The organism is Acidovorax sp. GW101-11A03 (assembly GCF_059424825.1).
Genome location: NZ_JBWKZU010000001.1, coordinates 142,090 through 154,048, shown reverse-complemented (window position 1 = coordinate 154,048; position 11,959 = coordinate 142,090). Strand labels below are relative to the sequence as shown.

Sequence of the window (11,959 nt, the reverse complement as noted above, 5' to 3'; positions counted from 1 at the left end):
TGCAGTTTGCCAGACATCGATGACCGTGCTGTACGTATTTATCACATGCGCCACCGCTTGAGTAAGAGGGCATTCGCCATGACACTGACCGAGCTGAGCGCCATGGCCGCCCCTGCCACCACCGGGTTCAGATACCCCAGCGCCGCCAGCGGAATGCCCGCCACGTTGTATGCAAAGGCCCAGAACAGGTTCTGGCGGATCTTCATCACCGTACGGTGCGAAATATCCAGCGCCGCCGCCACCAGCATCGGATCGCCACGCATCAGCGTGATGCCCGCTGCATGCATGGCCACATCGGTTCCGTTGCCCATGGCCATGCCCACATCCGCTGCAGCCAATGCCGGGGCATCGTTAACGCCGTCGCCCACCATCGCAACATGATGGCGCTTGCCGTCGCTCCCCTGTTGCAACGCAGCCACCTTGGCCGCCTTGTCCCCCGGCAGCACCTCGGCCATCACCTCGTCCGCCGCCGGGTCCAAGCCCAGTCTGCGCGCCATGGCCTCGGCCGCGCCCCGGTTGTCGCCCGACACCATCACCGTGCGGATGCCACGCGCCTTCAGTGCCGCCAACGCATCACGCGCGCCCGGCTTGGGTTCGTCGCCAAAGGCCATGACCGCGCACAATGCCAATCCCTCAGTCACACGCTGGGCCACGGCGGACACCGTGGCGCCTTCGCGTTGCAACGCCTCCGCGCGGTCAGACAGCGAGCCCAGGCCCACCCCCAGCTCCTGCATCCAGCGCAGGCTGCCCACCAGGTAGCTCTGGCCGTCCACCTCGCCCTCGGTGCCACGCCCCGGCACAGCGCGCACGTCCTGCGCGGTGGCCACGTGGATCTGCCGCTCGCCCGCAGCCGCCACCACCGCGCGCGCCAGCGGGTGCTCGCTGCCACTTTGCACCGCCGCCACAGCCGCCATCACCGCAGCGTCGTCCAGGCCAGGCACCACCTCAAACGCCGTGAGCCGGGGCTGGCCCACGGTCAGCGTGCCGGTCTTGTCAAAGGCCACCGTGTCCACCTTGTGCGCCAGCTCCAGCGCCTGCACGTCCTTGATCAGGATGCCGTGTTTGGCCGCCACGCCCGTGCCCGCCATGATGGCCGCGGGCGTGGCCAGCCCCAGCGCACAGGGGCAGGCGATCACCATCACGGCCACGGCGTGGATCAGCGCCGCCTCCAGCCCTGCGCCCATGGCCAGCCAGCCCGCCAGGGTCACCAGCGCCACCACCAGCACCACCGGCACAAAAATGGCCGACACCTGGTCCACCAGCCGCTGGATGGGCGCCTTGGCGGCCTGGGCATCTTCCATCAGCCGGATGATCTGGGCCAGTACCGTCTCGGCGCCCACGGCCGTCACCGCCATCACGATGCGACCATCGCCGTTGATCGAGCCGCCCGTCAGGGCCGCGCCCACATCACGCGCCACGGGCAGCGGCTCGCCGGTCAGCATGGATTCATCCACCTGCGTATGGCCCTCATACACCCGGCCATCCACGGGAATGCGCTCACCCGGCCGCACCACCAGCTGGTCGCCCACCAGCACCTCGGCCACCGGCACATCCACCTCGCCCTGCTTGGTGAGCAAATGCACCACATCCGGCCGCAGCGCATGCAGCGCACGGATGGCCGCCGTGGTCTGGCGCTTGGCGCGCGCCTCCAGCCACTTGCCCAGCAGCACCAGCGTGACCACCACGGCCGAGGCCTCGAAGTACAGGTGCGGCACATGCCCCGGATGGTCCGTGGGCGCCGTGAGCCACAGCCACATCGACAGGCCCCAGCCCGCGCTGGTGCCCAGTGCCACCAGCAAATCCATGTTGCCGCTCAACGCCTTGGCCGCATGCCACCCCGCCTTGTAAAACCGCGCCCCCAGGATGAACTGCACAGGCGTGGCCAGCATGAACTGCACCCAGGCGGGCAGCATCCAGTGCTGGCCAAACAGGTCGCCGATCATCGGCAGCACCAGCGGCACCGACAGCAGCAGGCCAATGCCCACGGGCATGAAGCCCGCCCAGGGCGACAAGTCCTCGGGTGCGTCCTCCTGCCCCACCGCACGCGGCTCGTAGCCCGCGTTGCGCACCGCGCGGCGCAGCACCGCCTCCATGGCGGCAGCATCAGCGCCCACCTGCGTGACAAAGGCAATGCGCGCAGACTCGGTCGCCAGATTGACCGAGGCCTCCTGCACGCCCTGCACCTTGCGCAGCGCACGCTCCACGCGGCCCACGCAGCTTGCGCAGGTCATGCCGGAGATACCGAGGTCCAGCGAATGGACTGCCTCTGAGGAATGGAGAGTTGGAGTGTTCATGGCCGGGATGCTGATCCTTGACGTGATGGCAAGGTCAAGCATTGATATTGATCAACCCTCACATCATGAGTGTCTTGAACGGCGTTTGACTCTGCCACGATGTCAAGCTTCAACATTCACTTCGGTCGCTTTAACGGCCCTCTTGAAAACCAACCCGAGGACACCCCATGACAACCACCACTACTTTCCAAGTTCAAGGCATGACCTGCGGCCACTGCGAACGCGCCGTCACCCAGGCCGTGCAGCAGATAGATCCCGAAGCCCAGGTGCGCATTGACCGCGCCAGCGGCAAGGTAGACGTGGACAGCACCGCCCCCCGCGAAGCCCTGGCCGCCGCCATTGCCGAAGAAGGCTACACCGTCGCGGCCTGAGCGCCCCGCCACCACACACCCCAGCGAGGGCCACACCATGACCACGCCCCAGTCCCCAGATACAGCACGGGCCCCGCGCACCAAGGCCGCAACGCCCCGCGCCACCACCTGGCCCGTGCCCATTGGCGTCGCCGCCCGGCGCGCTGGCATCTCGGCACGCATGGTGCGGCACTACGAATCGCTGGGCCTCATCAGCGGCGTGGCGCGCACCGACAGCGGCTACCGCCAGTACACCGAGGCCGATGTGCACGCCCTGCACTTCATCCGCCGCAGCCGCGACCTGGGCTTCTCGATGGAAGAAATCGCCGAGCTGCTGGGCCTGTGGCACGACCGCAGCCGCGCCAGCAGCCAGGTCAAGCGCATCGCGCAGCAACACATCGACGACCTGAGCGAACGCATCGCCCAGATGCAGGCCATGCAGCGCAGCCTGCAAACGCTGGTCTCCTGCTGCAAAGGCAACGACCGGCCGGACTGCCCCATCCTGGACGACCTGGCGGCGGGGCACAGCGAGCCCCGCAGCACGGCGCCGCGCAAGACGCTATCAAACAAATAGCTACAAAGGCATAGCCATCGAGTGGAAGAGGCCAAAAAACCTTGAGATACTAGCCCCTGGGAAGCATCAGGCCTTGCCGGACCGCGCCGGGATCTTGGCCTTGGCACCCCCCACCTTGCGCTGGGCGGCAGGGACAGGCACCACCTCCGGCACAGCAGCCTGGACAGGCCGCCGCAGCACACCGTCACACAAAGTCGCAATGCACTGCTGCGCCACCTGCTCGGCTGTGTACTCGCCGCCGGGCTGGTACCAGCGGCCGATCCAGCTCAGCGCACCCGCAATCACAAAGGCCGTAATCTTGGGATCGCATGGCTGGATCGAGCCCTCGGCCACGCCTTCGGCCACCAGGCGGCGGAACTCCTGGTCGATGGCGGATTTGAGGCGGCGCAGCTCTTTGCGGCTTTCGGGGGGCACCTGCTCGTCGCCCACGCGGATCAGGCACATGCCGAAGTCCATGGTGACGATGCGCGCATACACCTGCATGCAGGTCATGAGCTGGTCGATGGCCTTGCCGCCTGCGGCGCGGGATGCGTCGATGCCTTCGAGCATCATCGCCAGCCCCTTGCCCACGCACTGCAACAGGATCTCGTCCTTGTTCTTCACGTAGTAGTACAGCGTGGGCTTGGTCACGTTCAGGCGCGCAGCGATGTCGTCGAGCGAGGTGGCGTGAAAGCCGCGCTCGTTGAACAGCTGGGCCGCCGCCTGCAGCACGGCGTTGCGCTTGGCTTCTCGCTGTCGCTCGCGGTGCGAGACAGGAGCCCAGGGCGAAGCGGCGTCGGGCGCGTCTTCGGGCCCGGGGGCCGGGGCTGCGGATAAGGGCTTGGGGACCGCGCGCTGGAGGCTGCTGCCGCTGCTCGTGCTGCTTTTGCTGCTGCGTCGGGTCGATGCCGCTTTGGCCTGGGGCATGGGGGGCGATTCCTCGGGAAAGTACGGATGCTGAACGGGGTGGCGGCTTCCAGAATCTACTCACGAGTAAACAGTTTACGCACAAGTAGGAAATTTCTGCAGGGTCTGCAAGAAATTTCTGTTCAGAAGCTGCGGACAACCCGTATTAGAAAGCCAATGGAGACAACCCCTTCCGGCCCCGCTGCTGCCACGCCCCTGCTGCAGGTGCAGGGCGTGACCCTGGCGTTTGGCGGCGTGAAGGCGCTGACCGGCGTGGGGTTTGACGTGCAGCCCGGCTCCATCACCGCCGTCATCGGCCCCAACGGTGCGGGCAAGACCTCGCTGTTCAACACCATCTCGGGCTTTTACCGGCCCAGCCAGGGGTCCATCCGCTTTCAGGGGCAGGACATCACGCGCATCCCGGCGCCGCAACGCGCCAAGCTGGGCCTGGGCCGCAGCTTTCAGAACATCGCGCTATTTCGCGGCATGACGGTGCTCGACAACATCAAGCTCGGTCGCCACGCGCACCTCCAAACCAACGTGCTCGACGCGCTGTTCTACCTGGGCCGCGCACGCCGCGAAGAGGCCGAGCTGCGCCGCGACATCGAGGAGCGCATCATCGACTTTCTCGAAATCGACCACATCCGCCACGCCCCCGTCTCGGCCCTGCCCTACGGCTTGCAAAAGCGCGTGGAAATGGCACGCGCCCTCGCCATGCAGCCGCAGATCCTGATGCTGGACGAGCCCGTGGCCGGCATGAACCGCGAAGAGACCGAAGACATGGCGCGCTTCATTCTCGACGTGCGCGAGGAATGGGGCGTGACGGTGCTCATGGTCGAACACGACATGGGCATGGTGATGGACCTGTCGGACCACGTAGTGGTGCTCAACTTCGGCCAGGTCATCGCCCAGGGTACGCCCGCCGCTGTGCAGGCCAATCCCGAAGTCATCCGCGCCTACCTGGGCGCGGGCGACGTGGGCGACCTGCGTGCCAAGCTGCAGGGAGTGACCACCGCATGACCGGCAACTTCGACTGGGCCTACCTGTTTGAGATCAGCCTCACCGGCATCGCCGGTGGCGGGCTCTATGCGCTGGCCGCACTGGCTTTCGTCATGGTCTACAAGGCCACCCACGTGGTCAACATTGCCATTGGTGAGCTGCTGATGGTGGGTGCGTACCTGTTCTTCACCTTTGCATCGATGTTTGCGCTGCCGCTGTGGCTGGCCATCCCCGCCGCCGTGCTGGGCACGGGCCTGCTGGGCGCGGTGATCGAGCGCACCATGATCCGCCCGCTGCTGGGCGAGCCGCCGATCTCCGTCTTCATGGTCACCGTGGGCCTGGCCTCGGTGCTGGTGGGCCTGGTCGAGATGATCTGGACGGCCGACCAGCGCCGCCTGCCCGACTTCATGCCCACGCAGCCCATCATGGTGGGCGATGCCTTTCTCGCGCCCAAGGTGTTCTGGGGCGCCGTGATTGCCATCGTGTTCATTGCAGCGGTGCTGGTGGTGTTCCGCTTCTGGCGTGGCGGCGTGGCGCTGCGCGCCACGGCCAGCGACCAGGCCGCCGCATATTCGGTGGGCATCAACGTGCCGCGTGTGTTCTCGCTGGCCTGGGTGGCCTCCGCCATGCTGGCGGCCATCTCCGGGATCATCGTTGGCTCGATTGGCGGCATCTCGTCCAGCATGGGCGTGTTCGGGCTGTCGGTGCTGGTCGTCGTCATCGTGGGCGGGCTCGACAGCGTGCTGGGCGCGCTCGTCGGCGGCATCCTCATCGGCCTGATAGAGGCGCTGGCCGGGGCCTACCTGGGCGGCGAATACAAGCTGCTGGCCACGTTCATCGTGCTGGTCGCGGTGCTGCTGGTGCGCCCGTATGGCCTGTTCGGCACCCACGAAATCGAGAGACTCTAAGGCCGCCCCCATGCGAATCGGAACCCTCAAGGAAACCTACATCGCCGACGCGGCGCTGTTCGACTCGCGCACGCAAAAAGTGTGGCTGGCCGTGGGTGCTGCGCTGCTGGTGCTGTTCCCCTTTATGGCCAGCGACTACTGGCTGTACCTGGCCTGCCTGGTCAGCATCAATGTGGCCAGTGCCACAGGCCTCAACATCCTCACGGGTTACACAGGGCTGGTCAGCCTGGGGCAGGCCGCCTTCATGGGCCTGGGCGCGTACACCGTGGCAATCCTCGAAACCAAGGTCGGCACGCCTTTTGTGCTCAACCTGCTGGCCGGAGGATTGGTCGCCATGCTGGGCGGCATCGTGGTGGGCATTCCCTCGCTGCGTGTGAAGGGGCTGTACCTGGCGATTGCCACCATTGCCGCATCGTTCATCGCGCACTTTATCTTTGCCAACTGGAAGTTCACCGGCGGCACCGGAGGCCTGAGCGTGCCGCCCGCCAAGCTGTTTGGCATGGCGCTCGACACCTCGTTCCGCCTGTACTGGCTCATCGTGCCGGTCACCATCCTCATGCTGCTGGGTGCGGCCAACCTGTTCCGCACGCGCGTGGGGCGAGCCTTCATCGCGATTCGCGACCGCGACATCTCGGCCGAGGTGCTGGGCATTCCGCTGCTGCGCTACAAGCTGCTGTCGTTTGGGCTGTCGTCGTTCTACGCGGGCGTGGCAGGTGGGCTGTGGGCGTACTTCTTTCGCGTGGTCACGCCCGAGAGCTTTCCGCTGCTCATGTCTATCTTCTTCCTCGCGGCCATCATCGTCGGCGGCATGGGCTCCATCCTGGGCGGCATCCTGGGCGCCGTGTTCATGACCATGGTGCCCGAGCTGCTCAAGCTCGTGGTGGACATGCTGCCCGGCGGCAGCGAACTCACCGTGTTTCTCTCGCCCGTGCGCACGGTCATCTTTGGCCTGCTCATCATCGGTTTTCTCGTCTTCGAGCCCCATGGCCTGGCCGAAGTGTGGCGGCGCGTCCGTCGTTTCTTCCATCTCTGGCCTTTCCGCAACTAAATCCACAGGAGACAACCATGGACACACAACGCACTTCCTTCCAGCGCCGCCAACTCTTGCTCGGAGCCGCTGGCGCCGCTGCCCTCACCAGCCCGCTGTCGGTACTGGCCCAAGGCGCTGAAGAGATCGTGATCGGCGGCTCCATCCCGCTCACCGGCGTGTTCGCGTTTGCGGGGGTTGGCATCAACGCTGGCATGGGCGACTACGTGAAGATGCTCAACGACGCGGGCGGCATCAAGGGCCGCAAGGTCAAGTACGTGCCCGAAGACACGGGCTACAAGGTCGATGTGTCGGTGGCTGCGTTCAAGAAGATCACCAGCCAGAACAAGGTCAACCTGTACTACGGCGACTCCACCGGCTTCTCCAAAACCATCAACCCCGAGCTGGACCGCAACGGCAACATCCTGATGGCGGGCGCATCGTTTGCCACCGAACTCAACGACCCCAAGAAGTACCCCAACCAGTTCCTCGTGGGCCCCGACTACACAGAGATGTTCGGCATCCTGCTCAAACACATCGCCAAAGAAAAGCCCGGCGCCAAGGTGGCGTTTGTGTACTCCGATTCGGAATTCGGCCGCGACCCCATCGAGTCCAGCGAAGCCATGGCCAAGCAGCTGGGCCTGTCGGTGCCCATCAAGATCATGACGCCCGCCGGCAGCGTGGACGTGTCCACCGAGGTCATCAAGCTGCGTCGCGCGGCGCCCGACTACACCATCTTTCACGGCTACATCCTCGCGCCCATCCCTGAGTTCATCACCCAGGGCAAGCAACAGGGCATGACCAGCAAGTGGATGGGCACGTTCTGGACCATGGACAGCTCCACCGTCATGAAGATGGGCGAGGCCGCCGACGGCTTCATGGGCGTGATGCCCTACCGCTATTACTACGACACCGAAAAGGCGCCCATGCTGGAGAAGATCCGTGCCGTGCGCCCCGAGTACCAGAGCACGGCCTACATCCAGGGCTTCCTGGCGGCGATGCTGTTCACCGAGGCAGCCAAGCGCACGCTGGATGCAGGTAAGCCCCTCACAGGCCCCAACCTCAAGGCCGCGCTCAACTCCATCAAGGACTTCGACACCGGCGGGCTGATCGGCGTGCCAATCACCATCAGTGGCAACTCCATCCCCGTGGGCCGTGTGTACCGCGCCGATATGAAGGCCCAGAAGATGGTTGCCGCATCTGACTGGATCAAGCTCTGACCTCGCCTTTGCCATGACCCAGCCAACCCCGGCCAACGTCCTCGAAGTCAACAACATCGAGGTCATCTACAACAAGGTGGTGCAGGCCCTGCGCGGCCTGTCGCTGGCCGTGCCGCGGGGGCAGATCGTGGCGCTGCTGGGCAGCAACGGGGCAGGCAAAAGCACCACGCTCAAGGCCATCTCGGGCCTGCTGGCGCTGGAGGATGGTGTGGTCGAAAGCGGCAGCATCCATTTCAACGGCCAGCCCACGGCCGCCGTGGCCCCGCAGCAGCTGGTGCGCAACGGCCTGAGCCATGTGATGGAAGGCCGCCGCGTGTTCGAAGACCTCACGGTCGAAGAGAACCTGGTGGCGGCGACCTATGCGCTCACAGGGCGCAAGGATGCGACGCCGGATTTCGACCTGGTCTACAGCTACTTCCCGCGCCTGCATGAGCGGCGCAAGGGCCTGGCTGGGTACCTGTCAGGCGGCGAGCAGCAGATGCTGGCCATCGGCCGCGCGCTGATTGCGCAGCCCCAGCTCATCCTGCTCGACGAACCCTCGCTGGGCTTGTCTCCCAAGCTCGTCGAAGACATCTTCACCATCATTGCGCGCATCAACGCCGAGCGGGGCACCAGCATGCTGCTGGTGGAGCAGAACGCCACCGTAGCGCTGGCCGTAGCGCACCGGGGCTACATCATGGAGAACGGCAAGATCGTGATCGACGGCACGGCCGAGCGCCTGGCCAACGACCCGGATGTGCGCGAGTTCTACCTCGGCATGGGTGGCGGTGGCGAGGCGAAAAGCTTCAAGGACATCAAACACTACAAGCGCCGCAAGAGATGGCTGTCATGACGCTCCCCGACCTCACCCTGCCTCAATTGCTGCGCGAGCGCGCGCGCACCGACGCACAGCGCATCGCCATCCGGCAAAAGGACTTCGGTATCTGGAAGCCTTTCACCTGGGCGCAGTACCACCAGCGCGCCAGCCACTTCGGCCTGGGCCTGCGCGCTCTGGGCCTGGCTGCGGGCGGGCATGTGGGCGTGATCGCCGAGAACCGCATTGAATGGGTGCTGGCCCAGATGGGCGCAGGCCTGGTGGGCGCCGTGACGGTGGGCGTGTACCCCACCAGCCCCACCAACGAGGTGGCCTATGTGGTGGGCCATGCCGACATCGAGATCATGGTTTGCGAAGACCAGGAGCAGACCGACAAGCTGCTGGCCGCACTGCCCGATCTGCCGCGCCTGAAAAAGATCGTGGTCATGGAAACCAAGGGCCTGCGCAGCTTTGCGCCCGAGGTGCGGCAGTTCATCACCACCTTTGACGAGGTCGAGCAGCTGGGCGCAGCGTCGGGCCAACAAGCCATCATCGACGACGCCCTGGCGCGCCAGCGGCTCGATGACGTGGGCCTGATGATCTACACCTCGGGCTCCACCGGCAAGCCCAAGGGCGCGATGATTTCGTACCGCAACATCCGGGGCGTGGTGCCCGGCATCGTGGACCGGCTGGAGCTGTCGCAAGGCACCACGCACCTGTCGTACCTGCCGCTGTGCCATGTGGCCGAGCAGATGCTCACCAGCTTTGTGCCCGTGTACATCGGCTCGCAGGTGAACTTTGGCGAGTCCATCCGCACCGTGCAGGAGGACTTGCGCGAGGTCGCGCCCACCATGTTCCTGGGCGTGCCGCGCATCTGGGAAAAGCTGCACGCCGCCATCCACATCAAGCTGCAAGAGACTGGTGGCCTGCGCCGCGCGCTGTTCCACAAGGCCTACAACGCCTGCAAGCCTTTGGCCGAGAAACCCCGCAGTGCCTGGAGCGCAACCGACAAGCTCACCTTTGCCGCGAGCTACTGGCTCATCTTCCGCGCGCTGCAGAACTTCATCGGTCTGCGCAACGCCCATGTGGCACTCACCGGTGCCGCGCCCATTCCGCCCGATGTGGTGCGCTTTTTCCGCGTGCTGGGCGTGCCGCTCATCGAGGTGTATGGCCTCACCGAATCCACCGGCATGGTCACGGGCCACCGGCTCGATCATGTGGCGGTGGGCACCGTGGGCGTGCCCACGCTGGGCGTGGAGCACCGCATTGCCGACAACGGCGAACTGCAGCTCAGAGGCAACATGGTGTTTGCGGGCTACTACAAAAACCCCGAAGCCACCGCCAGCAGCATCGTGAACGGCTGGCTGCACACAGGCGACGTGGTGCGCGAAGAGCAAGGCCAGATCAAGATCGTGGACCGCCTCAAAGACATCATGATCACGGCTGGCGGCAAGAACCTCACGCCGTCCGAAATCGAGAACACGATGAAGGGCAGCCCCTTCATCAAGGAATGCATCATCGTCGCCGAGGCGCGCAAGTTCGTCGGCGCACTGGTGATGATCGACTACGAGACCGTGGGCAAGTGGGCCGAGGCTCGGCGCATACCGTTCACGCACTTTCGCTCGCTGGTGGAACACCCCGAGGTGCGCGGCCTCATCGATGCCGAAATCAACCAGGGCAACCAGCGCCTCGCGCAGGTGTCGCAGATCCGCAAGTTTCACCTGCTCACCAAGGAGCTGGACCACGACGACGGCGAGGTGACTGCGACCATGAAGGTGCGCCGCGCGAGCATCTACAAAACCTATGCGGCCGAGATCGAGGCGCTGTACCACTGAGAGTTCTTGAGGCGATCCGAATCGCTTTGGCAGCCCCACTCAGGCCATTCACTATAAAAACAAGAGCTAAAAACGCTTTACTGTTGCGCGCAGAGGGCCAAATTGACATGAAAAACACCGCCACCCACCCTGCCACACAGCCCCTGCTGATGGAGCGCAACGGCGCCATCGCCACCCTGCGCTTCAACCGGCCCGAGGCACTCAACGCCATCGACGTGCCCATGGCCAACGCCTTCCTCGCCGCCGTGCAGGCCATCGCCGCCGACCCGGGTGTGCGCGCCGTGGTGCTGGCTGGCAACGGCCGGGGCTTCATGGCCGGGGGCGACCTGGCCACACTGCGCGCTGCGCCCGTGCAGGGCGCCATCGACATCCTCACGCCGCTGAACCAGGCCCTGCTGCTGCTCACGCAGATGAACGCCCCCGTCATCGCGCAGGTGCACGGTGCGGCCGCCGGTGCAGGTTTGAGTTTGCTGCTCATGGCCGACTACGTGATCGCTGCCGAAGGCACACGCTTCAACCTGGCCTACATCCACCTGGGCACCAGCTGCGATGTGGGTGCCTCATGGGCGCTGCCGCGCATCGTGGGCCTGCGCCAGGCGCTGGAGATTGCGCTGCTGGGCGAGGCCTTCGCCGCTGACGACGCGCTGCGCCTGGGCCTCATCAACCGCGTGGTGCCCGCCGCCGAGCTGGAGAGCAGCACCACGGCCCTGGCCCAGCGTCTGGCTTCTGGACCCACCCTGGCCTACGGCGCGATGAAGCGCCTGATGCGCGAATCAATGGAGCGCGCCCTGCCCGAACAGCTGGCGGCCGAAAAAGACGCCTTTGTGCAGTGCGCGGGCACGGAGGACTTTCGTGCGGGGGTGGAGGCGTTTCACCAGCGCCAGAGCCCGTCATTCGCGGGGCGGTAGCGCCTGGTGTCCTGAATTGATAACTCGTTCTACACAAAATTTCCAACGCAGGACACGCGCCAGCTCGCGCACCATTCTCACGGGCCCCTATTAGCCCCGTTTACGGAACACTCCGTTTGCGTGCGGCCCGTTTATCCGGGCCGCTCCGCCCTCTACAGTGGGTGCA

11 protein-coding genes are annotated in these 11,959 nt (G+C 65.5%); 9 read left to right on the top strand and 2 right to left on the bottom strand.

All coding sequences use genetic code 11. The annotated features are described in order from the left end of the window. Positions 1-41 precede the first annotated feature (41 nt). Positions 42-2,294, bottom strand: coding sequence for a heavy metal translocating P-type ATPase (locus AC07Z7_RS00665; RefSeq protein WP_494764972.1), 2,253 nt, complete (start codon positions 2,292-2,294; stop codon positions 42-44). 167 nt (positions 2,295-2,461) lie between these two features. Here AC07Z7_RS00665 and AC07Z7_RS00660 point away from each other — a divergent pair, with 167 nt between their 5' ends. Together AC07Z7_RS00660 and cueR are read left to right on the top strand one after the other, a co-directional pair. Next, positions 2,462-2,665, top strand: coding sequence for a heavy-metal-associated domain-containing protein (locus AC07Z7_RS00660; RefSeq protein ID WP_494764971.1), 204 nt, complete (start codon positions 2,462-2,464; stop codon positions 2,663-2,665). 37 nt (positions 2,666-2,702) lie between these two features. Then, the gene (cueR, locus tag AC07Z7_RS00655) at positions 2,703-3,218 is read left to right on the top strand and encodes a Cu(I)-responsive transcriptional regulator (protein WP_494764970.1); all 516 of its coding nucleotides are present in this window, start codon (positions 2,703-2,705) and stop codon (positions 3,216-3,218) included. Positions 3,219-3,284: 66 nt separating this feature from the next. Here cueR and AC07Z7_RS00650 read toward each other — a convergent pair whose 3' ends face one another. Beyond that, positions 3,285-4,124: a TetR/AcrR family transcriptional regulator gene (locus AC07Z7_RS00650; protein WP_494764969.1), complete on the bottom strand. Its 840-nt coding sequence runs from the start codon at positions 4,122-4,124 to the stop codon at positions 3,285-3,287. Between the two features lie 156 nt (positions 4,125-4,280). Between AC07Z7_RS00650 and AC07Z7_RS00645 the strand changes: the two genes are divergently transcribed. The 7 genes from AC07Z7_RS00645 to AC07Z7_RS00615 all read left to right on the top strand — a co-directional run bounded on the left by AC07Z7_RS00645 (position 4,281) and on the right by AC07Z7_RS00615 (position 11,793). Then, positions 4,281-5,123: an ABC transporter ATP-binding protein gene (locus tag AC07Z7_RS00645; RefSeq protein ID WP_252660040.1), complete on the top strand. Its 843-nt coding sequence runs from the start codon at positions 4,281-4,283 to the stop codon at positions 5,121-5,123. Then, positions 5,120-6,010 carry a branched-chain amino acid ABC transporter permease gene (locus AC07Z7_RS00640; protein ID WP_252660039.1) on the top strand — a complete coding sequence of 297 codons (891 nt, stop codon included), beginning with the start codon at positions 5,120-5,122 and terminating at the stop codon, positions 6,008-6,010. The genes AC07Z7_RS00645 and AC07Z7_RS00640 overlap by 4 nt, the downstream gene beginning before the upstream one ends. A 10-nt stretch (positions 6,011-6,020) precedes the next feature. Beyond that, positions 6,021-7,058 (top strand): branched-chain amino acid ABC transporter permease, encoded by a 1,038-nt coding sequence (locus tag AC07Z7_RS00635; RefSeq protein WP_494764968.1) that lies wholly within the window; start codon positions 6,021-6,023, stop codon positions 7,056-7,058. A 17-nt stretch (positions 7,059-7,075) separates the two neighbouring features. Then, positions 7,076-8,257, top strand: a complete 1,182-nt coding sequence (locus tag AC07Z7_RS00630; protein WP_494764967.1) for an ABC transporter substrate-binding protein — start codon at positions 7,076-7,078, stop codon at positions 8,255-8,257. Between the two features lie 13 nt (positions 8,258-8,270). Then, entirely contained in the window at positions 8,271-9,089 is an 819-nt protein-coding gene (locus tag AC07Z7_RS00625) for an ABC transporter ATP-binding protein (protein ID WP_055398825.1), read from the top strand. Further along, positions 9,086-10,885 (top strand): AMP-dependent synthetase/ligase, encoded by a 1,800-nt coding sequence (locus tag AC07Z7_RS00620; protein ID WP_494764966.1) that lies wholly within the window; start codon positions 9,086-9,088, stop codon positions 10,883-10,885. Before AC07Z7_RS00625 ends, AC07Z7_RS00620 begins: the two co-directional genes overlap by 4 nt. Positions 10,886-10,992: 107 nt before the next feature. Next, complete coding sequence (locus AC07Z7_RS00615; RefSeq protein WP_252660031.1) at positions 10,993-11,793, top strand: enoyl-CoA hydratase/isomerase family protein; 801 nt, start codon at positions 10,993-10,995, stop codon at positions 11,791-11,793. The last annotated feature ends 166 nt before the right edge of the window (positions 11,794-11,959 follow it).

Bases quoted from the DNA above. Each gene is read 5' to 3' on its own strand.
- AC07Z7_RS00660 (WP_494764971.1), top strand. From the start codon at position 2,462: ATGACAACCACCACTACTTTCCAAGTTCAAGGCATGACCTGCGGCCAC.
- AC07Z7_RS00625 (WP_055398825.1), top strand. From the start codon at position 8,271: ATGACCCAGCCAACCCCGGCCAACGTCCTCGAAGTCAACAACATCGAG.
- cueR (WP_494764970.1), top strand. From the start codon at position 2,703: ATGACCACGCCCCAGTCCCCAGATACAGCACGGGCCCCGCGCACCAAG.
- AC07Z7_RS00615 (WP_252660031.1), top strand. From the start codon at position 10,993: ATGAAAAACACCGCCACCCACCCTGCCACACAGCCCCTGCTGATGGAG.
- AC07Z7_RS00650 (WP_494764969.1), bottom strand. From the start codon at position 4,124: ATGCCCCAGGCCAAAGCGGCATCGACCCGACGCAGCAGCAAAAGCAGC.
- AC07Z7_RS00665 (WP_494764972.1), bottom strand. From the start codon at position 2,294: ATGAACACTCCAACTCTCCATTCCTCAGAGGCAGTCCATTCGCTGGAC.
- AC07Z7_RS00630 (WP_494764967.1), top strand. From the start codon at position 7,076: ATGGACACACAACGCACTTCCTTCCAGCGCCGCCAACTCTTGCTCGGA.
- AC07Z7_RS00645 (WP_252660040.1), top strand. From the start codon at position 4,281: ATGGAGACAACCCCTTCCGGCCCCGCTGCTGCCACGCCCCTGCTGCAG.
- AC07Z7_RS00620 (WP_494764966.1), top strand. From the start codon at position 9,086: ATGACGCTCCCCGACCTCACCCTGCCTCAATTGCTGCGCGAGCGCGCG.
- AC07Z7_RS00640 (WP_252660039.1), top strand. From the start codon at position 5,120: ATGACCGGCAACTTCGACTGGGCCTACCTGTTTGAGATCAGCCTCACC.
- AC07Z7_RS00635 (WP_494764968.1), top strand. From the start codon at position 6,021: ATGCGAATCGGAACCCTCAAGGAAACCTACATCGCCGACGCGGCGCTG.